Source organism: Pantoea sp. JGM49 (assembly GCF_018257655.1).
GTDB classification, from domain to species: domain Bacteria; phylum Pseudomonadota; class Gammaproteobacteria; order Enterobacterales; family Enterobacteriaceae; genus Pantoea; species Pantoea communis.
On record NZ_JAERJM010000002.1, the window covers coordinates 246,788 to 272,826 of the forward strand.

At 51.6% G+C, this 26,039-nt stretch carries 19 protein-coding genes and 1 pseudogene; 8 read left to right on the forward strand and 12 right to left on the reverse strand.

What is annotated here, in order from left to right; all coding sequences use genetic code 11:
• Nucleotides 1-262 precede the first annotated feature (262 nt).
• From JK231_RS04290 to JK231_RS04305, 4 genes are all read right to left on the reverse strand, one after another.
• On the reverse strand, nucleotides 263-1,714 hold the full coding sequence (locus JK231_RS04290) for a hypothetical protein (RefSeq protein WP_211728073.1): 1,452 nt from the start codon (nucleotides 1,712-1,714) through the stop codon (nucleotides 263-265).
• The gene (locus JK231_RS04295) at nucleotides 1,714-2,676 is read right to left on the reverse strand and encodes a hypothetical protein (protein WP_249221615.1); all 963 of its coding nucleotides are present in this window, start codon (nucleotides 2,674-2,676) and stop codon (nucleotides 1,714-1,716) included. The genes JK231_RS04290 and JK231_RS04295 overlap by 1 nt, the downstream gene beginning before the upstream one ends.
• Before the next feature lie 141 nt (nucleotides 2,677-2,817).
• Nucleotides 2,818-3,801: a WYL domain-containing protein gene (locus tag JK231_RS04300; protein WP_211728074.1), complete on the reverse strand. Its 984-nt coding sequence runs from the start codon at nucleotides 3,799-3,801 to the stop codon at nucleotides 2,818-2,820.
• Between the two features lie 21 nt (nucleotides 3,802-3,822).
• The gene (locus JK231_RS04305; RefSeq protein WP_249221616.1) at nucleotides 3,823-5,916 is read right to left on the reverse strand and encodes an ATP-binding protein; all 2,094 of its coding nucleotides are present in this window, start codon (nucleotides 5,914-5,916) and stop codon (nucleotides 3,823-3,825) included.
• A gap of 334 nt (nucleotides 5,917-6,250) precedes the next feature.
• On the opposite strand from JK231_RS04305, the gene JK231_RS04310 reads away from it, so the two are divergent.
• Both JK231_RS04310 and JK231_RS04315 read left to right on the forward strand, forming a co-directional pair.
• On the forward strand, nucleotides 6,251-7,498 hold the full coding sequence (locus JK231_RS04310) for a PD-(D/E)XK nuclease family protein (protein WP_211728075.1): 1,248 nt from the start codon (nucleotides 6,251-6,253) through the stop codon (nucleotides 7,496-7,498).
• A 344-nt stretch (nucleotides 7,499-7,842) separates the two neighbouring features.
• A complete protein-coding gene (locus JK231_RS04315; RefSeq protein ID WP_160832622.1) occupies nucleotides 7,843-8,469 on the forward strand; it encodes a response regulator in 627 nt (208 codons plus the stop codon).
• 13 nt (nucleotides 8,470-8,482) lie between these two features.
• Here JK231_RS04315 and JK231_RS04320 read toward each other — a convergent pair whose 3' ends face one another.
• Both JK231_RS04320 and JK231_RS04325 read right to left on the reverse strand, forming a co-directional pair.
• A complete protein-coding gene (locus tag JK231_RS04320; RefSeq protein ID WP_211728076.1) occupies nucleotides 8,483-12,091 on the reverse strand; it encodes a transporter substrate-binding domain-containing protein in 3,609 nt (1,202 codons plus the stop codon).
• A gap of 7 nt (nucleotides 12,092-12,098) precedes the next feature.
• Nucleotides 12,099-12,722, reverse strand: a complete 624-nt coding sequence (locus JK231_RS04325) for a response regulator (RefSeq protein ID WP_034828290.1) — start codon at nucleotides 12,720-12,722, stop codon at nucleotides 12,099-12,101.
• A 740-nt stretch (nucleotides 12,723-13,462) separates the two neighbouring features.
• Between JK231_RS04325 and JK231_RS04330 the strand changes: the two genes are divergently transcribed.
• Nucleotides 13,463-16,162: a cation-transporting P-type ATPase gene (locus JK231_RS04330; RefSeq protein WP_211728077.1), complete on the forward strand. Its 2,700-nt coding sequence runs from the start codon at nucleotides 13,463-13,465 to the stop codon at nucleotides 16,160-16,162.
• A 1-nt stretch (nucleotide 16,163) separates the two neighbouring features.
• Here the strand turns inward: JK231_RS04330 and JK231_RS04335 are convergent, their stop codons facing one another.
• The gene (locus tag JK231_RS04335; RefSeq protein ID WP_211728078.1) at nucleotides 16,164-17,165 is read right to left on the reverse strand and encodes an AI-2E family transporter; all 1,002 of its coding nucleotides are present in this window, start codon (nucleotides 17,163-17,165) and stop codon (nucleotides 16,164-16,166) included.
• Nucleotides 17,166-17,228: 63 nt separating this feature from the next.
• Nucleotides 17,229-18,332 carry an AI-2E family transporter gene (locus JK231_RS04340; RefSeq protein ID WP_211728079.1) on the reverse strand — a complete coding sequence of 368 codons (1,104 nt, stop codon included), beginning with the start codon at nucleotides 18,330-18,332 and terminating at the stop codon, nucleotides 17,229-17,231.
• Between the two features lie 182 nt (nucleotides 18,333-18,514).
• Between JK231_RS04340 and JK231_RS04345 the strand changes: the two genes are divergently transcribed.
• Nucleotides 18,515-18,754, forward strand: a complete 240-nt coding sequence (locus JK231_RS04345; RefSeq protein WP_211728080.1) for a DUF1272 domain-containing protein — start codon at nucleotides 18,515-18,517, stop codon at nucleotides 18,752-18,754.
• On the opposite strand, the gene JK231_RS04350 is transcribed toward JK231_RS04345, so the two are convergent.
• On the reverse strand, nucleotides 18,727-18,894 hold the full coding sequence (locus JK231_RS04350) for a hypothetical protein (protein WP_176505734.1): 168 nt from the start codon (nucleotides 18,892-18,894) through the stop codon (nucleotides 18,727-18,729). The genes JK231_RS04345 and JK231_RS04350 overlap by 28 nt on opposite strands.
• Before the next feature lie 253 nt (nucleotides 18,895-19,147).
• Between JK231_RS04350 and JK231_RS04355 the strand changes: the two genes are divergently transcribed.
• The 3 genes from JK231_RS04355 to JK231_RS04365 all read left to right on the forward strand — a co-directional run bounded on the left by JK231_RS04355 (nucleotide 19,148) and on the right by JK231_RS04365 (nucleotide 21,109).
• A complete protein-coding gene (locus JK231_RS04355) occupies nucleotides 19,148-19,597 on the forward strand; it encodes a hypothetical protein (RefSeq protein WP_211728081.1) in 450 nt (149 codons plus the stop codon).
• Between the two features lie 102 nt (nucleotides 19,598-19,699).
• A complete protein-coding gene (locus JK231_RS04360) occupies nucleotides 19,700-20,173 on the forward strand; it encodes an RcnB family protein (protein WP_211728082.1) in 474 nt (157 codons plus the stop codon).
• A 108-nt stretch (nucleotides 20,174-20,281) separates the two neighbouring features.
• Complete coding sequence (locus JK231_RS04365) at nucleotides 20,282-21,109, forward strand: Cof-type HAD-IIB family hydrolase (protein ID WP_034828304.1); 828 nt, start codon at nucleotides 20,282-20,284, stop codon at nucleotides 21,107-21,109.
• 159 nt (nucleotides 21,110-21,268) lie between these two features.
• Here JK231_RS04365 and JK231_RS04370 read toward each other — a convergent pair.
• Nucleotides 21,269-22,581 (reverse strand): annotated as a pseudogene (locus tag JK231_RS04370) (iron-containing alcohol dehydrogenase).
• 125 nt (nucleotides 22,582-22,706) lie between these two features.
• On the opposite strand from JK231_RS04370, the gene gntT reads away from it, so the two are divergent.
• Nucleotides 22,707-24,023, forward strand: coding sequence for a gluconate transporter (gene gntT / locus JK231_RS04375; protein WP_045816524.1), 1,317 nt, complete (start codon nucleotides 22,707-22,709; stop codon nucleotides 24,021-24,023).
• 47 nt (nucleotides 24,024-24,070) lie between these two features.
• Here the strand turns inward: gntT and JK231_RS04380 are convergent, their stop codons facing one another.
• Together JK231_RS04380 and JK231_RS04385 are read right to left on the reverse strand one after the other, a co-directional pair.
• Nucleotides 24,071-25,153, reverse strand: a complete 1,083-nt coding sequence (locus JK231_RS04380; protein ID WP_211728084.1) for a malate/lactate/ureidoglycolate dehydrogenase — start codon at nucleotides 25,151-25,153, stop codon at nucleotides 24,071-24,073.
• Nucleotides 25,154-25,261: 108 nt separating this feature from the next.
• Nucleotides 25,262-25,507 carry a hypothetical protein gene (locus tag JK231_RS04385; protein WP_008103719.1) on the reverse strand — a complete coding sequence of 82 codons (246 nt, stop codon included), beginning with the start codon at nucleotides 25,505-25,507 and terminating at the stop codon, nucleotides 25,262-25,264.
• Nucleotides 25,508-26,039 lie beyond the last annotated feature (532 nt).

Here is a 26,039-nt window from a genome sequence, read left to right on the forward strand (position 1 = left end):
ATTAAGATCTGCACCCATTCTCATTTTATAAAGAATGGGTGCAGATTCTGTTTGGAGTGTGTTTAAAACCTTTTGATAATTATTCATACAGAGCTATTCCATCACAACTAAACTCTATTGCTTCAGCTCATTTTGTATAACATAAAGTTTTCTGATTCTTTTAAACGCTGAATGATAATGATTGCTATGTAGCATACTGAATTAAATCATTCGCACCCGACTGGGGTTCATCCAGTGCACAACACAGGTCAGTAGCCCATCATCACGCCATCATAAAAGCATCCAAATCATCCGCGTCTTTAATAATCTTGTTTTCCTCTACTCCATAAGCTTGAGCGAGTGTAATACTGGCTTCGAGCAATTTGCGATTATTTTCGACATTGAAAGCTGCTGCTGTCAGTTCACCTAATGCCGTGAATTCGGACAGGATTCGCTTAAGCGCTAGCTGCTCAATGTCATTAAGTCGAAGGGTAAAGTGGTCCATTCTGGCTTGCAGAGCCCGCCGGGCTTTACTGTCCAGATTTTTGGCAACAGTGACCATGAACTTCCCAGAGATAGAGCCAATTACGGCCCCTAGCACTGGAATAGGGATTAACGACTGGCCTGCAATGGTCATAGCACCGACGATAGCGGACTCGGCACAAACAATGAGCCCGAGCTCGGTAAACTCATCAAGATCTATGTCACCCTGCTGGTAAGATAATGCAAGGCTTCCAACCCCTTTAGCTGCGGTGACTAGTGCACTGGCGAAAGGTGCTCCCATCGAGGCATAGTTAGTTAGTGTATAAATTGCTCCAGCGGATACCCCACCGATCGCTGCACCTTTTAGCGTATCCAGCCCCACGTCCTGCCAGTCTTGTGCGTCGAACTCACCACAAAAGATGTTTTTACCATCACGATACTTGCGATATATCCCCGTTCCGAGAGCAAAAACGCCACCAAAAGCAGCACCTATCGCTGTCGCCCGCATGGCTTCGTTCAGAGAGGGCTGATGGTCCTCAATAATTTCAGCTTTTTTAGCCTCGTTCTGCTTGCCTAATTCCTGATCATGCTTATCGAGTGTTTCATCGATTTTCCCCCATTGAACGTCTTTGTAATCTGAGACTCCAGGGCGCACGACATCAGTGAATGTCCGCCCCGTCGAGCTTTCAATTTCGGCAACTTTATCCTTAATTGCCTGCATAGTTTTTTCGCTCAATCCCTCTACCGGCTTGCCGTCAATGACGTCCTGGATGGTCTGCCAGGTATCTTTCGGAATATGATAAAATTGCTCACCCTTTGTAAAGTCGGGATAAGTTTCCATGTGGTTGAGGACATGAGTTAGATTTTTATTAATGCCATTTATAAATTTTGACTGTACTTCAATTCCATCAATCTTATAGTCCGCAGGGGCGGTGCGGCCCACCCCATTAAATGTTGCCCCTAAAGCCGACTCATCAACTAATCCTTCATTGATCGCCTGTTGTGCATTGCGCACGCCCACTTCAAGTTGTTCAGCAATCTCACCATGCTTGGTACTCATCGAACCCAGAATGTTATTTGGTGACGCAATAAAATCACGCACCTTCTGCATTTGTTCGCCCGCAAAAGTAAAGGCGCTGTCCTGCTGCGCCAACTTTAACAACTCATCCTTGATGCGGGCCTGGTTAAGGGCATTAACCGCACTGCCTATAACTTGATCGCCTACCGCATCATGACTATTCACACTGTTCATTACTGGATTTTCTTGTTAATCAGTTTTGACAACGCATTGATATGGTTAATCAACGCCCCTAACTGATCTTTCTGATGTGCATTGAACTGGCTATAGTCCCGTGGCGCGGTCTTTTCCAGCACATCAACAATGCTTTCAGTACCATGATAATGTTCGGACGTTAACACCTTCAGTTCTTGCGCACCGCGTTCCATTACTCTCAACTCGCTGGTTTTGGCACGAACATGGCGGTCTTCCTTTTGAGCTTCCTCAATAATTTTTCCATTCTTACGGCGAGCCAGTAAGGTGCCACTTGCTATGCCTACTGCGCCAATTCCCCAACCAACTGGACCCGCTAACGCCAGTAATGCACCTCCTGCAGACATGCCTCCGCCGCCAGCAGCCAACGCTCCACCACCAAGCCATGCCAATGCAGCATTTGTTGCTGCAGCGCCGCTTAAAGTTGCAATGGCGGTACCCGTTGAGGCCGTACCAAATGTCGTTGCAATGGCTAAGGCTGCCGTAGGGGCAAAGGCTGCGACACCAGCGCCAACTGCAACCCCTGCAGCTGCCGTGCCCTTTCCGACATGGGACGCGCGGTATTCCTCTTCCAGTTTTTCAACCACATTATCGAATTCAGCTATCTCCGCCTTTAATTCACTCCAGGATTTATCAAATTCTTTTGGCTTATTGGCTAATCGATTAACAAAGCTTTCGCCGCGCGTAATCAAATTTTTACTGCACTTTTGGCGTAGCAGGAAAAGGTCAGTAATTGCTTCCTGGGTATTTTTCGCTTGGGCCTCATATTGGGTAGTTGCCCTAGAGAGACTGGCTAAGGCTTCTTTTCTTTCTGAACCTCGTAACATTTTTAACTCCTGCTGTAAGTTGTCAAAATTGGTCTTAATTGTGTTGCCATCTTTTTGTGAATCGTCGCTTAGTATTCTTTTTTGCGCTGCCAAACGCTTAACTACTTCATCATCCAATAATCCTGTAATGAAATAGTTTTAATATTAGATATTTTCTTTCTGTCACCGCATTGCCAGCAACATTTGTAAGCTCTAAAACAGCACACTCATTTAATGCCCAGGCACTTTTATGAAATTAGTTATAAATCCAACATGACCTTATCCATAAACCGATTGTTTGGTCACTATCGGCACCCGTCTCACATCACTCACCGCATCACCAAACGCGGCCAAAAACCATTTCAGCATCGCGCTATCAACCACGGTGGCGGAGATTTCCAGTCGCTCTTCACCAATTTCCCGATGCGTTTGATCCGTTGATAACGGAGATTCAATTAGGTGGAGTCCAGCAGTGCGATCAATTTCAAAAGTAAGGAAAATCATTTCCCCTTCACCAAATCCAAAGCGGCCGTCGTCGTCATATTTTTTTAAGTTGAATTCGGATGGTCGCTCGAAGGTAAAGGTGCTGACGCTCGCGGAAAGGATACGGTTGAGCGCCAGACTACGTTCATTGTTGTAACCTTCGAAGCGGCAAACCAGATAGAGGCGAGGCCCTTGCTGCGCCAATCCCAATGGCATTACTGTGTTTTCGCTTTCTTTGCCGCTCGCATTGCGATAGGTGATGCGTAATAAGTGATTGAGATACAGCGCTTCACTGACGGATTCAAACACACCTTCAGCGATGGGGGGCGGCAGTAATGGCTGGCTGGTTGCCACGATACGCACTTTATCTGGCCACTCCGCTTCAAGGCGGGTAGGGCCGTTGTCATGCAAATTACGCTGCGCCTGGGTAAACAACCCGGTCATGGATTTAATCAGTCGGGTCGGCAAAATAGGCTTCAGATGCGCTTCTGCCATCGCCAATAGCAACGACTCCTGCGGCGTCAGCATTGGAAGTGAGACGCCACTAGAATTCTCCAGCCAACGATAGCCATAAGGACGGTTGCGGTCGTCGCGCTCGATATCAAAATGGTCGCAAAGCATCTCCAGATTGCGCTGAATAGTCCTTACATCGCGCTCGATTCCAGCATGCTGTAGCTGCTCATGAAGCTCTTTTGCCGTGATTTTTCTGCCGCGAGGAATACGGCGCAGAAGCTCAAGAGCGAGCACGGTGGTCTCAATGGTTTCAGGTCTTTTAGCCATTTTGATTTCCTATCAAATTACTTAGTGCAAAAAGCCAATCGCCGGTTTTTCGCGTTTCTTCATCCAGCACTCGGCTTTCAGTGCGGCAATAAAAGCCGCTGTTGAACTCACTGGCTTAAATTGATGCTGACGTGCTACCAGTGCAAAATCGCCCGGCGTCAGGTAGTCCAGTTTAGATATTTCTTTAATTTCAGTAGATTGCGGTTCATTGAGCTGAAGCTCACGAGAGTAAAGATTCAACAATGCGACCGCCTGGTCATCACACAAATAGTTGAACCGCACCTTAAGATCGAAACGACGCAGCGCGGCGGCATCCAGCACATCAAATCTGTTCGTGGTGGCGATCAGCACACCTTCAAACAGTACCATCTGGCTTAACATTTCGTTGGCACTACTCACTTGCCAATGGTGATGGAACTCGTCGCGTGCGCTAAGAAAACTATCAATCTCATCAATCAGCAGGATCGCATTGTCGCGATGCGCTTGTTCAAATAACGCCGCAATGTTCTGTTCATTTTCACCGACGTAGCGGCCAAAAAGCTGTGAAGCCTTGCGTTCTATAACGACCTTATCTAACTGCTTCGCAAGCCAATGTGCCCATGCCGTTTTACCCGTGCCCGAAGGGCCAGAGAGGCAAAAACGCGCTGAGTGACCAGGTGTCAGAGCTTTACCAATCTCATCGAGTGGATTATCACAATTGATAAATGCCGTGTCATACAACGCGGGTATTTGGGCCGCAACATGGTTTTTTATCGGCTTATGCCCCTGAGCCTTTAGGGTGTTATTGATTAAATACATTAAAGTCTCAGGGCGTTTTTCCTTTGAGAGCTTGTCGCCAATGCCCGCGAGGACGTTTGCTGCCCGGTTAATAACCGCTGGGGCCAGATAAGAGGCCTCCGCTAATTGGGCAACAGCGCCTGGTGCCAGTATTTCGCCACAAGCTTCTTGAATGATCTTTGCCCGCTGATGACGTGGTGGGGCATTGAGCTCAATAACCATGTCAAAGCGGCGTACCATTGCGGGGTCCATATAATCAATGTCATTGGCTACCCATAGAGTGGGAACAACATTCTCTTCCAATAGACGATTGATCCAGGCTTTCGCTAATGGAAGCGGACTGCTGTTATGAATCCCGGGACTTTCGACAAAAACATCTTCTGCCTCATCGAGCAGGATGATGGCTCGTTCATCGATGAATAAGCGCTGCGCAGCACGCCAGGCACGTAAACGACGGCTGCCACTGATCGGGCGCAGGGATTCATTCTCACTGCTGACTTCATACAGGGGAGTTTGCAACTCATTGGCAATCAAACGACAAAGCTGGCTTTTGCCGCTACCCGGTTGGCCATGAATCAGGATATTGACCCCGATACTTTGGGTGCTCAGCGCATGATGCAACCACTGACGCAGAATATTAACTGCCGGGATGTGGGCATAATTATCAAGCTTTAGATGGGCTGGCCCACAGATGTTGATCATGCCTTGCAGGAGACGCGCTGGACTTGTCTCACCCGCGTAAAGGCGTTCTGCCAGGGTGGGTGAGAATGGCTCAAGTTTATTGCGTAGTAGATGCGCACCGTTCATTTCAAGGCTAACCAGACCGGTTTTGGTCAGAGTGCTGGAGGGGCCAAGTGCCTCGCGTACCTCGGTTTCAGTGATATCCAAAGTCATCGCAAGTGTCCGATAAACTTTGGCGGAGGTGAGTGGCCCAAGCCATTCCGTAACGTCGTCAAGCAGCCTTTCCTGATGGAGCTGTAATGTGAACTCCAGAATAGATTTTTCAACGCTGTTCAAGCCAATACGCGTGGCAAACCTGCTCATTGCAGTTTGAAAAATAGAAGCTTGGGTTAATGAGTTATGTTGTTCAGCATCGTGAAAAATCTTACGTAATCTTTTCAGCAACGAATCTTGATCCTGCTGACTCAGGTTAAAAGAATGCTCATTGCTGAGGTGAAGATAATCAGCCAGCGGTTGGCTACTGAATCCATGCTGGGTAATAAACTGTTTGTGCGCGCCCAGGCGAAATAGTATCCGCAAGATCCATTGCTGCATTTTGGTATCCTGGTAATTCATTTCAGCGACTTGACTTACTTCAGCAGACATTACAGTGTTCATATTCTTCTCCTTGTGAAAGCACTATTTTTAAATTGTGCTGAGACATTTTGTGTCGCATGAAATGAAAAAGTTTTTTTGGAGATGTTGGTTGGCTGCGACACAAGTTGTCGCAAGGATATGAGTGTTTTCGGTGCAGTTAATAATTATGATATTAAATATTTTCTTGCAAATGCCGACAACCGTTTTATTCTAGAGGGTGGTTTTTTAAACGTTGGCCGGGAGTGGTTTATAGATACACAATGTGTCCCCTGAAGGGGAACGTATTCAGAGATAAGTTAGTCAGGTTGGCGAATTAAAAATTAATCCGATAAAATTATATACAAAGGAATGCGTTGTGGAAAAAAATGATGATTGGGGAAATTTAAGGGAATTGCTGCAAAGCACCGTACTGCTTCAGGAGAGCTATCAGCATGCAAAGAAGCGTTACTCCAAAAAAATCGCTCCAGACTTTCGTTTATTTCGCTTCTTTAATATAAATGAAAATACGCTTTCTAAGTGTTTTGCGTTTCTTCTTAAGCCAGATGAAACTCATGGCCAGGGCGAGTTATTTCTCAATGGTTTTTATCAGTTAATAGAAAGATCCAAAGCGATTACCACCAAAAAACAAACTGAGGTTTATACAGAGTATACGATTTCCGGAAGTAGAAGAATCGATATCTTGATTGATGGCGAAAATGAGTTAACGGCTATTGAAAATAAACCTTGGGCAGTCGATCAAAAAGATCAACTTCAAGATTATGCGCAATGGTTAGCTGTAGAATCACACCGCAGAGGCATTGGATGGTCATTAATATATCTTTGTAATAATGATATAAATGAGTTTTCTTTAAGGTCTGACTTGGCAGAGGAAATAAAGCGAAATGTAAAGCCTGTTACTTTTATCCAGGTTGAAAGATGGCTATCACATTGTGCGTTATACATTGAGGCACCTGCTGTACGCTGCTTTGTTGATGCTTTGATAAAATTTATTCGCGAAGATATTAATGGGGATATCGCTATGGAATTGCAAAACGAACTGACAGAGAAGTTGGTGGCCTCACCACAAAACCTCCGAGCAGCACTATCAATTGCACAAAATATACGTCAAGTTAAGGAGCGACTCTGGCGCGATTTCATCATTCATCTTCGCCAGCAACTGTTACCTATTGGAACTCAAGTGGTGACTAATGATGAATTGAGTTTGGGAGGTAAGTACGCTTCATTCTCGCTCTTATTTAAAGAAGGCGATGATTTTAAATTATGCTGGGAGTTTAGTACATCTGACTACCGCAACTTGGCTTACGGGATTTGCTCGGTCAATGAACCCGACGAGAAGATACACCTTGAGTGTTTTCCAGCCATTGCTTCAGCTATGAGTGATGTTTTTCCTGAAATTGATGCAACTATTGGAACGACAGAATGGTGGCCATGGTGGTGCCATGCTGATGTGGGTATGGATGTTCCACGCAACTGGAATATGGATGCTGAAGCCTGGAGCTTACTACTTGAACGCGGAGAAGGAAGCTTTGCGCAGACGATCGTTAGTATGGCAAAGCGTATCCACAATGAAGTTGATTTGTCTCTGTTAAGAGCGACGAACTAAAATTGCATGAAGCAAGAACTCAACCCGAACATTTCCGGTAATTGAATACTTCCACCAGTTTTATTCGCCAGCATCAGTAACACTTCACGTGCCCGGCCAGAAACTCCCACAACACAGGCCGGGCACAAATCCATCCTCACATTCCCGTCCCATCACACCCCACACGCATTTATTTTAGCGATTCCCACATCCACCGATATAACCGTTAAGGGATCGTTTTCGGAGAGTGGTGGCTGGCGAGACAAGGGAGAGTCAATTTGAAGCTGATGCCTGACGGTTAATGACGCACGTCAATTCACCCAGCCGCTCTACTTTATCGGTCAATGCGCGGGACGGGGTGAAAAATGGAAAAGGTACTGATTGTTGACGATCATCCAATCACGCGATTAGCGCTCAAGATACTGCTTGAAGAAGATAATCGGGTAGTCGTAGGTGAAGTGGGCGATGGCATTCAGGCTATAAAGTTTGTGAAAAAACTGCAGCCGGATTTAGTGATTATTGATATCGATATCCCGGTGCTCAACGGTATCGATGTCATCAAGCGTGTGCGCCAGAGCGGGCACAAGAGAGGCATTCTGGTGCTCTCCGGCAAAGACAGCGAGCACTATATCCGCCGCTGTGCCATAGCGGGTGCCAACGGATTTATCAGTAAGTGCAAAGAGTTAACCGAGCTGAGAGATGCGATTCGCGCTATCAGCAAAGGATATGCCTTTTTCCCGATGAATTGTGCGCGTCAGGGCTTGCATCTTGAGGATGAAAACAGCGACCAGCGCAAAATTGACGAACTGTCGCCCAAAGAGCTGAATGTATTGCGGCAGCTGGCGCGCGGCGAGAAAGTGGTGGATATTGCGCGAGGCATGAACATCAGCGATAAGACCGTCAGCACCTATAAAAGCCGGCTGATGATGAAGCTGGAGTTAAAGAACCTGGTGGATGTGCTCTATTTTGCCCAGCGGCACAACCTGGATTGAGGCGCTGGGCATATCATGCGCTGAACTCGTCTTTGAGAAAGGTTTCGATAGCCTGATTCAACACATGCACGCAGCCCAGCGTTTCATCAAGCATCTGGCCGAGATGGCGTTCATCGGCTGGGGCGCTACAGGCTTGCTCTAATTCGCGGCACTGATCGGCAATCGAGACTGCGCCGATGATCTGCACCGAACCTGCCAGACGGTGCAGGCTGCGCTCCAGCGCGGGCCAGTCGCGATTGTCGAAACAGGCGCAGGCAACCTGCATATCATGCAAATTTTCATCGCGGGTAGCGCTGAGCAGGCGCTGCAGCATCTCGTTGTCCTGATGAGCCAGTTCGCGCAGGGCGTTGAGGTCGAGCAGATGATTCAGTGCGACATGGCCGGGATAGGGCACAACAGTCGGGCGCGGCACTCTTTGCAGCAGTGCTTCCAGCTGCGGCAGGCGCAACGGTTTGAACAGGCAGTCATCCATGCCTGCTTCCAGGCAGCGCGATCGCTCTTCCGGCTGGGCGTTGGCGGTCAGTCCCATAATGGTGAGCGGCTCGCGCTGTTTTTTACGCAGTTCGCGCGTCAGGGTGAAGCCATCCATCACCGGCATGCTGCAATCGGTGATCACCAAATCAATCTGGTTTTCCTGCCACAGCCACAGCGCCTGTTCGCCATCCTCGGCTTCGATCACTTTGTGTCCCAGTCGGGTGAGCTGGCGTTTCAGCAGCAGGCGGTTGGCGGGATGATCATCCACCGTCAGGATGGTTAACGGCAGGCCGCAGGCATCTTGCTGGCGAACCTGCTCAACCGGCGCGCTCACCGCTTCACGACAATCCACCGGGATACGCACGCAGATGCGGGTGCCGCGCCCCGGCTGGCTGTGCAGCGTCAGGCTGCCCGCCATCATCGCCACCATTTGTTCGCAAATCGCCAATCCAAGTCCGGTGCCGCGCTGTTTTTTGCCCGATGCGGACTGTTCGTAAGGATTGAATATCAGTTGCTGATCCTCTTCGCTGATGCCGATGCCGGTATCCTGCACCGTGAGTTCCAGCGTAGCGCGATCGCCTTCTCCAGGTTTGCTACGCACTTGTACTTCCACCGTGCCGCGCTCGGTGAATTTGATGGCGTTGCTGATCAGGTTGGAAAGGATTTGCCGCAGACGCATCGGATCCAGCAGCAGTTCATCTGGATGCAGCACATCAATCTGATAGTGCAGCAGCAATCCTTTCTGGCGCGCCAGCCCTTCGAACACGCGCACCACCGGTTCGGCCAGCGTATCGAAGCGCACCCATTCCGGCGACAGTTCCAGCTTGCCCGATTCGATTTTCGCCATGTCGAGGATATCGCCAATCAGCCCCATCAGCGATTGCGCGGATTCATAGGCGACGCGCACCGATTCTTTATCGCACGGTTGTTGCAGACGATTGGCGACCGCCAGCTCCAGTAAGCCAATAATCGCGCTGATCGGCGTGCGGATTTCGTGGCTCATAGTGGCGAGGAAGGTACTTTTGGTGCGGTTAGCTTGTTCGGCGCGCTCGCTGGCCTGCAGCAGATCGCGGGTCAGTTGTTCATGTTCCGTCACATCCTGCCAGCTGCAAATCATTCCGGCGATGTTGCCGTGATTATCGCGAAACGCCACTGCGCGGTGGATGACATCACGCAGTTCGTGGCCGTTATCGATCTGGCCGCGCTGTGGTGTCATCTCCATTGACGTTTGTTCCGCCAGTAAGGCCATTTGCGCCTGGCAAATAGCGTGCAACGGATGCGCGCTGTCGCTGAGCGACAATTGGCTGATATTGGAGTGTGCATCGTTGAAGAACTGGCTCCAGGCCGGATTTTTGTTGGTCATCTCGCCTTTGTGGTCAATGACGTAAATCGGCACCGGCGTGCCGTTGAACAGGGTTTTCTGGAAGGTGGCCTGTTCCTGCAGTCGCGCCTGCGCCTCTTTACACTGACGCACCGCGCGATGCAGATGGTAGTTCCAGAACAGTGAGGTGATCACCAGCACCGCGAAGATCCCGGCCAGCCAGTAGAATTCGTGGCGATACGCCATCCATGTATCGAGTTTAACATCGGGCGTGCCCTGCCATTTCATTGCCAGCAGCGAGATATCGCGCGGCGGAATGGTCGCCAGCACCTTATTCAGGATGCTCAGCAGTTCCGGATTATCGCGCCCTACAGCAAAGGCAATCCGCGCGGGATTTTCCCCGAGGCGCGAGACAATCTGCAGGCGATTACTGAAGTAACGATCGATCATGTAGCGCGCGGCAATCAGGTTATTCACCGCGCTATCCACCCGACCTTCATTCACCATCTGTAGTGCAATACTGGCGTTCTCAACGGTGACCAACTTGATGTGGGGGAAATTTTCCTTCAGCCAGCCGGTGAGCTCATGCTGGGGCGTAATCGCCAGCGTGTCGGTGTCATTGAGTGATTTGGGCGCACCCAGCGTGTTTTTGCTCACCAGCACATACGGCGGCAGCACGTAAGGGCGGGAGAAGAGGGCGCGCGCTTCACGCTGCGGGCTGTGGGCCAGCGAGCCAACCAGCTCAACTTCATGGCGGCTGAGCCGGTCGAACATTGCGTTGACGGAAGAGGCTTCGATCATGGTGAAGTCGATACCGGTGCGCAGATGAATCAAACGCAGTAAGTCTGCAGTCATACCGTTAAATTTGTTGTGCCGATCTTTTAGCGTGAAAGGCGCATCGAGCGGGTTCATCACCACGCGCAGCGTCTGATGCTGAGCCAGCCAGCGTCGCTCACGGTCAGTGAGTTGCAGAGGCGCCGCCGCCATCATCGGCGGCATGCTTTGCACCCATTGATGGAAGATGGCTTTGTGCTGCTGCAAGGGAATGGCATTCAGCACCGCATTGACGCCCCGATACAGTGGCGCATTGCGGATGGGAAAGACAAAGCGCGGTCCGGCATCGGTGGGCTCAAAAATGCGTATCACGGAGAGCGTCGAGGCGTAGTTGCGTTCAATCAGGTAATTGGCGGTGTTGAGATTGCCAATAAAGTAGTCGTTTTCGCCAAAGGCTAATGACGCCAACGCACTGAGCGCAGAAGGATAGCGGGTGATTTTCGCTTCCGGATAGCGCGCCTCGATCCAGGCGTCGCTCAGGTAGCCTCGCGGCATGGCGATCTGCATCGGCGAATTATCATCACTCATTTCAGACATGATGTTATCGCGTGACACCATCGCAGGGTAATCAGAGGCAAACGGGGTACTTAATAATAGCTCTGCGCCAGTGGGTTCCGGGCTGCCCGCGCTGTCCACCAGCATATCGACCTTGCCTTGCTGCAGCGCATCGAGCGCCGCACTGCGACTGCTGTAATAGTGCGTGTTGATGTGTAAACCGAGGTAATGCAGAACTAAAGCGGTGTAGTCGGCGGAGATCCCTTCCAGCGTGTTGGCATCGATGACCATATCGAACGGCGGATTTTCAGGCGCGTAAATCGCAACGCTGACTTCGCGCTTTTCGCCCAGCCAGCGCCAGTCGTTGTCGGGGAGATCAAAGGTCAGCAGGACATTTTGTTCACGGCTGACCAACTGCATGATGCGGGGATCTTCAGCCCTGACTGGCTGGCTCATCAGGCAGAGCATCAGGCCAATCAGGAGGAGTAATTTAACCATCACTCTGTCAGGCGATATTATTGCGTTTGGCAAACTCGTAAAGGCCGACCATATTTTGAATGTCGAGCTTTTCCATTAATCGGCGTTTGTAAGTGCTTACCGTTTTATCACTGATTTTCATCCGCTGTGCCATTTCCACCACTTTCATTCCTTTGGATAAATACACCAGCACCTGCAATTCTTTACTGGAGAGGCCGGCAATTTTATTTTTGTCTTCCTGAATATCATCCGGTAAACCCTGACGTCGGCGATTTAAAGGAAAGAAGCCATATCCGGCATTAATCGCGCGAATGGCATCGTGCAATTCGGTCATGTTATTGCGCTTGCTAATAAAACCATCGGCACCGGCAGTGGCGCTGCGCTTGATGTAGTGGTCAACGTCCTTGCCGGTCAGTACCAGAATGCCACCGTTGAAGCCGTTGTGGCGCAACCTTTGCACCAGGTCGATGCCGTTGTAAGAGGGCATATCGATATCCACGATGATCAAATCCGGCGACAGTTTTTTGGTTAGCGCTAATGCTTCAAATCCGTCATCCGTTTCGCCCACCACATTCATGTTGTCCGTTTCAAGCAGCAGTCTTAATGCCATCCGAACCACCGGATGGTCATCAACGATAAGAACTTCCTTCATATGGCTGTCCTGTTTATTGCGGTGAATGGAATATTCATAAGGATTGGTTTTATTGGTTAGCAGATTTTAAGAGTAAAGTTTAAATGGCGCAAATAATTATTTTGTAAGGTTTTTCTGATGCAATAAATATCATGACCTGACGTGTTATTTATATATTCACTATGGTTTTTAATCAGTTTTCTAATTATGCGGTGAGTCTTTTAAATTCAGTGATGTCACTGGGCGTTAAGGTGATGATTTCGACGTGAAAGCAGTAGAAAAGTTATCACTGTGGGTAAATGTTAAGGTGTGCAGGTAGTGGTCTTATCGGGGCGAGAAGAGAAATCAGAGTCTCGCGTCGGAAAGACGAAGTGTGACCTTGTTTAGATTGGGTTTAATTTTACCTGAAGGTAAAGTTATTTATGTGATCCTAAGAGTAACGTCATAAAATGTCATTAAACTCATAGTCATGCCAGTAAGTAACCTTGCATAAATAAACAAGTGAAGTTGGACCAATATGCTGTTTTAAATTATTAAATTTATGTTTTTGTTGTGATTTTTTATCGGTAAATAAAGCATCATCACCTCTGATTTCCAGAGTGTGATTAATTCAACACTGAATGGTTATTAGCGATGTTAATTAACGGTCTAATTAACCAAAACATGACCCCGGTCATCTCGTTACAAATAAACAATATTAAACTGGGCTTTTGTTTTTACTCTCCTTTTTCCATTTTATTGTCAACCGCACGGGGTGAAATATGACCGTTGTTCCTTTTCGTCCAGATCGATCGGATTCATCTGATCGACCCTTATATCAGCTCGACAGTGCCAGCGCTTTTATCCGTTTAAACAGCTCGCCCAGTGGCTTGCCGACCGAAGAGGCGCAGGCGCGTCTGGCGGCTAACGGGCGCAACGTGCTGCCACAGAAAGCCGAAAAGTCACTGCTGATGCGCTTTCTGGCGCATTTTAAAGATGTACTGATTTACATCCTGCTGGCGGCAGCGCTGATTACCGCGGTGATGGGCCACTGGGTGGATACCTTTGTCATTCTCGGCGTTGCTGTCATCAACGCACTGATTGGATTTATCCAGGAAAGTAACGCCGAGAAGTCATTGAAAAGCATTCAGAACATGCTGTCGAACGAAGCGATGGTATTGCGCGATGGGCGGCAGATCACCGTGCCGACCGAAGAGCTGGTGGTCGGTGACGTGGTGTTGCTGCGTCCTGGCGACAAAATCCCTGCCGATCTGCGTTTGTTCGACGTGCACAATTTGCGGGTAGAAGAAGCCATCCTCACTGGGGAATCCACGGTGGTGTCCAAATTAAGCGATGCGCTGGAAGGCGAAAAGTCGCTCGGCGATCGGCTGAATCTGGCTTATTCCGGTACTACGGTGAGTTCTGGCACTGCCGCAGGTGTGGTGATCGCCACTGGCGGTGATACCGAGTTGGGGCACATCAACGCGATGATCTCCTCCATCGAAGAAGCAAAAACGCCATTGCTGGTGCAGATTGAAAAACTCGGTAAGGCGATTTTCTACATCATTTTGCTGATGATGGCCGCGCTGTTCGTGTTCGGTTATCTGCTGCGCGACATTCCGCTGGCGGAGTTGCTGCTGGCGGTGATCAGCCTAGCGGTCGCGGCGGTGCCAGAAGGTTTACCGGCGATTATCTCAATCATTCTCTCACTCGGCGTGCAGTCGATGGCGCGCAATCACGCCATCATTCGTAAGCTGCCAACGGTCGAAACTCTCGGCGCCATGTCGGTGATCTGCTCCGATAAAACCGGCACGCTCACCATGAACGAAATGACGGTGAAAGCGCTGGTGCTGGCCAACAGTCACTGGCGCATCAGTGGCAACAGCTATGAGCCGAAAGGGGAGTTTCATCTGGAAAGCGGCCAGCGTGATGAGGCGCTGCTCAACGGCTTTTTACAGACGGTAGATATCTGCAACGAGAGCCAACTGAGGCAGGATAATCAGGGGCACTGGGGGATTGTCGGTGGCCCCACCGAGGGCGCGCTCAAAGTATTGGCGGCGAAAGCGGGCATCAACTCGGAATCCGTGCAGGTACTGAGCAAGCTGCCGTTTGACTCGGCCTACAAATACATGGCCGTGAGCTGTTTGATTGATGGCAAGGCGTGTCTGCTGCTGACCGGTGCACCGGATGTGCTGCTCGCGCTGTGCCAGCAGCAGCAAGGCGAAAACGGCGCCGAAGCGCTTGATCGTGATTACTGGAACGCCGCAATCACCACTTATGCCAGCGAAGGGTTGCGCACCGTGGCCGCCGCCTGGCGCTGGCTACCGGAAGGCCGACAGCAGATCGATCACGCCGATCTGCGCGAGGGCATGATGATGCTGGGTCTGGCGTGCATGATGGATCCGCCGCGTCCGGAAGCGATTACCGCCATACGCGACTGCCAGCAGGCCGGGATTCGCGTCAAAATGATCACCGGCGATCACCCGGAAACGGCGATGGCCATCGGTCAGATGTTAGGCATCGGCAACAGTGACAGCGCCGTCACCGGCTATCAGCTGGAGCACATGGATGATGCGGAACTGGGCAAAGCGGCTCGTGAGTACGACATTTTCGCGCGCACCAGCCCGGAACATAAGCTGCGTCTGGTGAAAGCGCTGGCAGAGAGCGGGGAGATCGTCGGGATGACCGGCGATGGCGTGAATGATGCCCCTGCGCTGAAACAGGCCAATGTCGGCATCGCCATGGGCATCAAAGGCACCGAGGTGACCAAAGAGTCGGCGGATATGATTCTGGCGGATGATAACTTCGCGACTATCGCGGCGGCGGTGAAAGAGGGGCGTCGCGTTTACGATAACCTGAAGAAAACTATCCTGTTTGTGATGCCGACCAACCTCGCGCAGGGGCTGTTGATCATCATCGCCATTCTGATGGGCAATCTATTACCGCTGACGCCGGTGCAGATTCTCTGGATGAACATGGCGACCTCGGCGACCCTGTCATTTGGGCTGGCATTTGAAGCCGCCGAGCGCAATATCATGCGTCGGCCGCCGCGTAACGTGCGCAGCCATGTAATGGATGGTTACGCCATCTGGCGAGTGATTTTCGTCGGGCTGCTGATCTCGATTAGCGCCTTTGTGCTGGAAGCCTGGCTGCAGCCGCGCGGTTACTCGCCGGAGTTTATCCGTACGGTGCTGCTGCAGATGCTGGTGACTGCCCAGTGGGCATATATGCTCAACTGTCGCAACAGTGAGGGCTTCTCACTGGATAAAGGCTTGCTGAAAAATCGCGGCATCTGGCTGGTGACGCTGGTGCTGGTGGCGCTGCAGGCGATGATTATTTATCTGCCGCTGATGAATACGCTGTTTGGCACCGAGCCGCTGCCGATCAAATACTGGTTTATCTCGCTGGCGGTCAGCGCGGTGATTTTCGTATTGGTGGAAATCGAGAAACAGCTGACGCGCGGCTGGCGCGTCGCCCGATAGTTCACTCTGGCTGGCGCAGTGCCAGCCAGACTTTTTTCAGCAGGAAGGTGAGGGGAATCGCCAGTATCGCACCGGTCATACCCAGCAGCGCTTGCCAGAACAGGAAAGCCAGCAGCTGCACGGTCAGGGTGAGATTGAGGCGTTTGCCGAGCATCAGCGGCTCCAGCACCGAACTGAGCAACAGGTTCAGCACCACAAAGAATCCCACCAGCATCAGGCTGGTTTGGGTATCGAACAGGATAAAGGTTTGAATCACCGGTGGAATGGCCGCCAGAAAAGATCCGAGCACCGGAATGTAGTTGAAGATAAACATCAGCACGCCCCACAAAAAGGCGAACTTCAATCCCAGCAGATGCGCCATGCCCCAGACAATCACGCCGCCCAGCAGGCCGGTCAGCGTTTTCACCCGCGCATAAACAATCACACTCTGAATCCCTTCTTCCAAAGCGATAAACAGCGCAGTGTGCTGTTTACTGGCGCGCAGGGTGCGTTTCAGCAGCGGCAGCTCAATCAGCATAAACAGCAGCATCAGGAACACCATCAGCCACCACGAAAGCAGGCCGGGGATTGACGACAGTTGATAGGTGACAAAGCGCACCACCGCACCGGCATCGACAAAATTCAGCATCTCATCGGCGGTGAGGGCAATGCCCATCTGGCTCAGAGAGAGCGTCAGGTATTGCAGCTTGGCTGCTACCAGATTAGGTGCCTGACGGCTGAGTTTGATCAGGTCGGGCGCGGAGGCGCTAAGTGACATGATGGTGATGACGATCAGCAGCAGCAAAATCACAATCACCAGCAGAGAAGAGAGCGTACGTGGGATGCCGCGTCGCGCCAGGCGGCTAATCAGTGGATCGAGCATCACGGCAAGAAATATCGCCAGCAGCACCTGGTTGATCAGCGGCGCACCAAGGCGCAGCCCAAACAGCACAAGGGTCAGACATGCGAGCAAAATAAGCGCCTGCGCTAGCGGCGCGAAAGATTTTAACCAACCCTGGTACATCGATGCAGTTCTCCGGTAAACGGGCGGTTGCCGTATGCAGCAACCGCCTGACAGGGAAACGCCTTACTCGCGAGATTTCCCCTCTTCAATAAACTCTTCGTCGATTTCCTCGACATTGTCGCGGTTGTCGCGCCCGGAGAGCAGGTTCCAGCAGGCGATAAACAGCGCGGCAATCAACGGGCCGATGACAAAGCCATTGATACCGTAAACTTCCATGCCGCCCAGCGTCGAGATCAGGATCAAGTAGTCAGGCATTTTGGTGTCTTTTCCGACCAGCAGCGGACGTAAAATGTTGTCTACCAGACCGACGATTACCACAAAGAAGCCAACCAGGAACAGACCTTTCCATATCGCGCTGGTAGCGAAGAAGAAGATCGCCGCAGGCACCCAAACGATGGCGGAACCGACCGCCGGGATCAGCGACAGGAACGCCATCAACGCACCCCACAGCAAGCTGCCGTCAATGCCGGTGAACCAGAAGGCAAGACCGCCCAACACGCCCTGAACCACCGCGACCACCACCGTGCCTTTGACGGTAGCGCGTGAGACGGCGGCAAATTTAACCAATAGGTGATGCTTCACATAGGTAGAGAGCGGCAGTGCTTCCAGTATCAGATTCACCAGCCATGGGCCATCCTTCAACAGGAAGAACAGCAGATACAGCATCACGCCGAAGCCAACCGTAAAGGTGAACGTTCCTTTACCGATCATGAACACGCTGCCTGCCATGTATTGGCCGCCTTTGAGGGCAAATTCAGACAGTTTCTGCTGAATCTGGCCGGCATTGTTGAGGTTGTGCTCCGCGAGATAACTCTGCGCCCAGTTCGGTAAGTGCTGCATTAATTCGGCAAACACCGTCGGGAACTGTGACGAGCTGTTCTGCAGTTTGCTGTACACCGTATTGACTTCAACTACCATCGACGAGGTGATAATCGCTAATGGCGTGAACACGATTAGACAGATGATCGCCAGAGTGGCAAAGGCAGCGAGCCCGTTACGATCGCCCATTTTGCGGCGCAGCAATGACTTCAGCGGATGGAAGATCACCGCCAGAATGGCTGCCCAAAAAATGGCAGAGAAATATGGTGTCAGCACATCAAAAAAGGCGTAGGTGACTATCGCCAAAATAACAATAAAGAAGCCGAAGTTAAGTCCTTTAATACGCATTCAATTGTCTCGTGAGTAAACGTGGCGATTGAACTATAGAACGTGATTAGCGGAATGTAATGCTTTTAAGCCACGCGTGCGGACATCGGATGTCCCGATTTGTCCTGCTGATGTCTGCAACCGGGCTGGCGCGTTTGAGGTAACACGGTGATGATGGTGAAAAATCTGACTGGAGATGAACCATGCTGGAACTGCGTCCCAACTGCGAATGCTGCGATAAAGACTTACCGCCGGACTCACCCGATGCGCGCATCTGCTCGTTCGAATGTACCTTTTGTGTCGACTGCGCGGAAACTACGCTCAACCATCGCTGCCCGAACTGTGAGGGAGAACTGGTGCGCCGTCCGGTGCGCCCGGCCGCAGCGTTAGCACGTCATCCGGCCTCGACCACGCGTCATTTATCGGCTGCCGCGACACGCTGAATGAGTTCGCGCAACTGCGCTTCGTTGAAGACTTCAATGCCGTGCTGGCGCAGCAGCGTGCGAGAGATGAGCAACTTATCGCTGCCATTATAACGAACCGTCAATCCCATCAGGCAGGCACTGACTAATATTCTTTCCATGACTCCATCCTTCGGAAATAAATCGCAGCGGTAACGTAATATTCTAACGCTGATATCGAAGTTGAAATAAAAATCCATTAAGCGAGTTAAAGCCTGCGCTATATTTAGCGCGATATTAATCACGATTGTGAATTAACCGAGGTGCTGCAGGATTCTAACGTATTAATGCTGGGTAAATTGATGAATAACGCTGAAGTCTGATTAATGAAAGGGTTGGCCGACGCAGGTTGAAGGGAATGGTATTGATTTAGCAGTGTTTTATCGCCTGGTGGTTGTGCGGTTATCGTTGGGGGCAGGTTCGTTTCTATCACCACGACGGTGCGAAATTTATCAAACCGCTATTCTGGTCAGAGCACAGACCTTATTTGTGCATCAGATCCCTCGCACAGCAGATTATTTTTCTGCGCCATTTTATTTTTACGGTTTTTTCCGAAAAGCAGGGGTTTTTAAAAGAATTTTGCATTTTAAAATGGTATTGTTTATCCGCAATGCTAGTGATGTGGCGTTGTGTGCTTCAGTTTTACCCTCAATTTTAGGGTTTACCCGCTTTATGCAATTTATGGAAATAGCATTCTCCACCCGATCCTCGCGATCGGGTTTCTTTCCTCTCCGCTGTAGTATGAATCCGCTGACTTTAAGACCAGATAATGTCAGAAAAGACACAACCGTTAAGAAATCGATAATTTGCAGTAATTTAATGTAAGTATGCGGTTTTTAAGAGTTTTGGAAATCCTCTTTTGCTTTTGCTTGGTGAATAGTGTCTCTCGACGGCGCAGTAACTGCCGTTATCATTGGAGGCAACATCATGAAAAAAACAACATTAAGTCTTATTGCGTCACTTATTGCATGCAGCACACTGTTTTCTTCCGTCTCCTGGGCAGATGGCCCGGGCGACCAGCGCTGGCAGCAGCACGGCGGCGACCAGCATCAGGATCATGGGCGTGGCCCTGACCATGGCGGCGATCGCGGCCCCGATCATGGCTACAACCATAACCCGGACCGTGGCCCGGATCATCATGACCGTTATGCCGACCATCGTGGCCCAGATGGACACCATGACGGCGATCACTTCGCCTGGAACGGCCATGACTTCCGTCGCGGTCACCCGATGCCGCCAGAATTCCGTGGCCCGCACTATCGCGTAGATGACTGGCGTGAACGCCGTTTGCCAGAGCCGCCGCGCGGTGAGTACTGGTCTTACATTGACGGTAATTACGTCCTGATTGCTGCCGCCACTGGCGTGATCACCTCGCTGCTGCTGAACGGCGCATTTAACTAATCTCCCCCACGGATGGCTACGGCCATCCGTGTTTCTCTCTGCTTTCTGCCCTCACCAGGTTATTCTCTATGCGACCCTTTTTTCCCTACAACGCGCTAAGGAGTCATGATGACCGTGGTAAAAATGGTGGCAGTAGACAAGGACGGCACCTTTCTCGACGATAAAAAGCAGTACAACCGGGCTCGTTTTCAGGCTTGTTATGAAGAGATGAAACGGCGCGGCATCAAATTTGTGGTCGCCAGTGGCAATCAATATTACCAACTCAAATCCTTCTTCCCCGATATCTCCAGCGAAATTGCCTTCGTCGCCGAAAACGGTGCATGGATCATCGATCGCGATGAAGAGCTGTTCTGCGGCGCATTCAGCCGTGACGATATCGATGCGGTACTCGACACCCTGCACAACGGGCACTACCCGGAACTGCGTTATATCCTCTGCGGACGTGAAAGTGCTTACTACTTCGAAGGTCTCGACGAGAGCTGGCTGGTGAAGATGCGCCACTACTGCCATCGTCTGAAGCCGATTCGCAGCCTCGATGAGGTCGCGGATGACAAACTCTTCAAGTTCGCCCTCAATCTTTCCGATGATTATGTTGAACCATTAATGGCCGATATCGAACGCCTGCATCAGGGTTCGGCCGCAGCGACCTCCAGCGGCCACGGATCTGTGGATCTGATTGTGCCTGGCAATCACAAAGGGCATGGGCTCGATCTGCTCGGCAAACGCTGGGGCATCGATCGCAGCGAGATTTTGGTGTTTGGCGATGGCGGTAACGATCTGGAGATGTTGCAGCAATCGGGCTTTAGCTTCGCCATGGCGAATGCACCGCAAAAAGTGAAAGATGCCGCACGCTATGAAGCGCCCAGCAACAATGAAGAGGGCGTGCTGCAGGTGATTGAACAGATGCTGGCGGGCAAAGCGCCGTTTGCAAGCTGATCGTCATCCAACACTTAATTCATTGTTTGCTTTGCCGATGCGCGGGGCGTATGCAGGCGCGGCGAGATGAAGCGGCGCGACATTGCGCTGTAAAGTGGCGGGAAAGTCATGTTGTGCGGGTGTGCTTTGGCGCGCCCGCACCGTCTAAATCAACCGATGTTATGCAACGTGCCAGGCCGCAGTAATCATCTCGGTGAGGGTGGAGGCATCGTAACTGACCCAGCCGTTTTTACTGTTGGCGCGCGCGACAATCCAGTCAACATCGGTGGCGCTCAAGGTCGGCCCATCCTGCCAGAACGGCACAATCGCATGCGCCTGCAACCAGGCTTTGAGCGCCAGCGCGGGCGGCGCCGGATCGTCCGGTAAAAGTGCTTGCCCCAGCTGTGTCATCAAACGCTTCTGTTCGGCGTGTTCGGTTTCCGCCAGCACATCGAGGAATGGGAACAGCAAACGTCCACACACTTCTCCGTGATGGAAAGGTTTGATGGCGCCCAGTTCACCGGCAATCCCATGAATCACGCCCAATCCCGCACTGCTCAGGCAGACACCGCCCAGCCAGGAAGCCATCATCATCGCTTCCCGCGCTTCATCACCTCGTGCATCGTCACGATTCAGGTTTGGCCACGCCTGAAAGAACAGCCGCAGCCCATTCAGCGCCGTTTGTTGGGTAAACAGATTGCCTTTGCGCGACAGATACGCTTCAAACAGATGGGTAAAGGCATCAATGGCGCAGGTGGCCAGTACGCTATCTGGTGTGCCCTTGAGCAAATCGGCATCCAGAATTGCCACCTGTGGCACAAACACCGGATGGCGCAACGAGGCTTTCACCTGAATATGCTGCTGATCGGTCACCACGGCGTTTTGCGTCGCCTCACTGCCCGTTCCCGCTGTGGTGGGAATGGCGATCAGCGGCAGAGTGATCGCCTGAACCGGCGTATCACCCACTTTCTCCAGGTAACGTGCGGTATTCAGCGGATGCTGCATCATGGCGCTGAAAGCTTTAGCGGCATCCAGCACGCTGCCACCGCCAATCGCTACCACGCGATCCACATGGCCGCGCCAGCGATTCACCCAGGCATCAATTTCATCGGGCGAGGCTTCATGGCTGACAATTTCATAGCCCAGAATCTGGTCATTGAGTGCCGCGCCCAGTCTTTGCCAGGCGGGACCGTTGAGGAAAGAGCGGCCACAAAACAGCAACGTCGGTTGGGGATGGGCAGCTAGCAGCGGCAATAATCGGTCAATACTGCCACGTCCAAACAGGGTTTGTTGATTACTGTACAACTCGATCAGATTCTCACTCACCTGCAGATCCTTTTTTTGAAGGGCATAAAGACCTTAGTGTAACCAAAAGCGGTGACGCCCCCGCTGCAAACATTCTGATAACTGCCTGGCAAAAAGTTGATCACCTTCGCAAAACAGAAATTCCCCCCGCACGGCTGATGCTTTGTGCGCAATGTTACCCTTAACATGATACCCGTAACATTGTGCGACAGACCGCGTGCCTCTCAGCGATGTCACCGAATCGACTGTCCTTTGGGATCAACAAAACAAACCGCTGCCGACATGCTGTCGTGCGCAAAAGTGGAGAAAAATTATGCCATTACTCTATGTGGCGATTGGCGTAGCCTTACTGCTGCTGTTAATGATTCGCTTCAAGCTGAACGGATTTATTGCGCTGATACTGGTCGCGCTGGCGGTGGGCATGATGCAGGGTATGCCCGTCAACAAAGTGATTGGATCGATCAAAACCGGCGTGGGCGGCACACTTGGTAGTCTGGCGCTGATCATGGGCTTTGGCGCGATGTTGGGAAAACTGCTGGCTGACTGCGGCGGTGCCCAGCGTATTGCCACCACGCTGATTGCTAAATTTGGTCAAAAACACATTCAGTGGGCGCTGGTCTTAACCGGCTTCACGGTGGGCTTCGCGCTGTTCTATGAAGTGGGCTTTGTGTTGATGCTGCCGCTGGTGTTCAGCATTGCGGCATCCGCGCGCGTACCGCTGTTGTACGTCGGCGTGCCGATGGCTGCGGCACTCTCTGTGACACACGGTTTCCTGCCTCCGCATCCTGGCCCTACCGCGATTGCGACGCTGTTCAACGCCGATATGGGTAAAACGCTGCTGTATGGCACCCTGCTGGGTATTCCGACCGTGATTCTGGCGGGCCCGGTGTATGCGCGCTTCCTGAAAGGCATCGACAAACCGATTCCTGAAGGTTTGTGGAACCCGAAAACCTTTACCGAAGCGGAAATGCCCGGCTTTGGCGTCAGCGTCTGGACGGCGTTAGTGCCGGTAGTGCTGATGGCCTTGCGTGCCGTGGCGGAGATGGTGTTGCCGAAAGGGCATCTGTTGTTGCCGTATGCGGAGTTCTTTGGTGACCCGATTATGGCAACGCTGATTGCGGTACTGATCGCCATCTTCACCTTTGGTCTGAACCGTGGACGTAGCATGGATGAAGTGATGGGCACCATCACCGACTCGATCAAAATCATCGCCATGATGCTGTTGATCATTGGTGGCGGCGGGGCGTTCAAGCAGGTGCTGGTGGACAGCGGTGTCGATAAATACATCGCGAGTATGATGCACGAGACCAATGTATCGCCGATCTTTATGGCGTGGTCCATCGCGGCGGTGTTGCGCATCGCATTGGGTTCAGCCACCGTGGCGGCGATTACCGCCGGCGGGATCGTTGCACCACTGATTGCCACCAGCGGTGCCAGCCCGGAACTGATGGTGATTGCCGTGGGTTCTGGCAGCGTGATCTTCTCTCACGTCAACGACCCGGGCTTCTGGCTGTTCAAGGAATACTTCAACCTGACCATCGGTGAAACCATCCGCTCCTGGTCCGCGCTGGAAACCATTATTTCGGTGTGTGGTTTGGTCGGCTGTTTGCTGCTGGCTAACGTGATCTGAAGGAAATTAGCTGAGGCGATGTGCCTCAGCTTTCTTATTACTGGGGTCTACTGCGCCAGCGCGCGGAAGGCCGCCAGCTCTTCATCGGACATGCCCGCTTGTAATGCGGCTGCACAAATCTGTTCCCAACTGTTGCTGTCGAGTGGAATCCCCTCGCGATCGCGTTCGATACGATTCTGTTCTTCCCATTCACCCGGCACCTGAATCGGTGCATCGCCGCTATGTGGCGAGCGTTTTACCCATTCGAGGAACGATTCTGCTTCTTCCTGCATCGCCGGGGCATCAAACGCTTCGGGATTAACGATGATGGTGGTCATGCAGTTGAAAATGGCGTCATGGCTGCTGACCAGCGTGGCATCGTGCGTGGTGCGACCACCGGAAAGCGCACCGCCCAGAATTTCGCACATCGTGGCCAGCGCGTAACCTTTGTGCAGACCGAAGGGCATCAGCGAGCCATAAGGTGCCTGATGCATCACGCCGGGTTCGGTGGTGGGCTGCCCCTGATGATCGATCAGATAACCGGGCGCGACCTGTTGCCCTTTGTTCCACGCCACGCGTGTTTTGCCGTAGGCAATCCCGCTGGTAGCGAAATCGAGCAGCAGCGGTTTGGCATTTTGGCGTGGGAAGATGGCACAGAAGGGGTTGGTGCCAAAACGACGGTCGCTACCGTTAAAGGGCGCAACCATCGGATCACCCATCACGTTGACGAAATGGAAAGAGACGAATCCCGCAGCTGCGCACTGTTCTGCCCAATGACCGATACGACCAATATGGTGGGAGTGGTGTAAGCCGACCGCAGCGATACCCAGCTTCGCTGCACGCTCAATACCCAACTGCATCGCCTGATGTGCCGCCACCTGACCAAAGCCGTTATGACCGTGCAGGGTGAGCACCGCACCGGCATCCTTTTCAATGGTGGTGTGCTGGTTCAGCTGCAGGAATCCCTGCTTCAGTGAACTCATATAGCTCGGGATCATTCCTACGCCGTGTGAATCGTGACCGGCCAGATTGGCGGCCACCAGATGGTCAGCCACTAAACGTGACTCTTCGGCGCTGCTGCCGGCATGTAACCAAATGGCCTGAACAAATTGATGTAACTGGGAAGGGGGAAGTCGGTAAAGGGCACTCACGCGGTCAATCTCCTTGTCATGTTCGATAATGCATCCTGCGCTTAAAGCTATCATTACCGCAAGTGAGTGTTATCAAAAGCAAAGGGCCACAATCTGTGGCCCAAAAACTCAATGCGGCTGCTCAAAGCCCGCTTTAACCATCTGATCGCGCAACGCGCGGGTAATTTCACGGTTCCCACCCGTGACCGGATAAATGACATTGTTGACGACATCGTCAAGGTAATGCTCTTCAAACTCTTGCATGGTGAGTTGGGTGCCACCTTCATCATTAATAGCAATGCTGCCACTGATGTGGTTGCCGTAATCCTTTGCCTTCAGGCTGTAACGCCCCATGCTGGTATTAATCGTGCTCATAAGATCTCCTTGTTACGTAGGCATTGATAACAATTGAGGCCTGCTAGAGGCGCTGTAAGTTTAGACAGCACGAGCTGGCGGTGCGCAGCGGGAGAGAGAGATAAAATCGCGACATGCGACCCGTCTCGCAGAAATAAAACTGAACGGAAGGCAACGCTCATCACCATGCGTGACAGTGCTCGCACTGCACAGCGAACGCAGAAGGATCATCTATACTGGTTAACAGGCGCGTTATTTTTCATCACTGAAGGAGCGAACAATGAAAATAATTCTGTGGATTATTGCCATCATTTTTATCGTGGGATTACTGACGATTACGGGTGTATTCAAACTGATTTTTTAGCATGAACAGGCACCTGAGGTGCCTGAATTCTTTATTCTGCCCGGGACGCGGCGAATTCGCTTAATGTCAGCATTGCCGGAATCATGTCCCGCCAGTCAATCGGTTTATCACAACCCGCGCAACACGCACCATGGTGTGGGTTATTTCTATCCTCTTCCACTTTCGGCAATGTGAAATAAAATTTAGCGC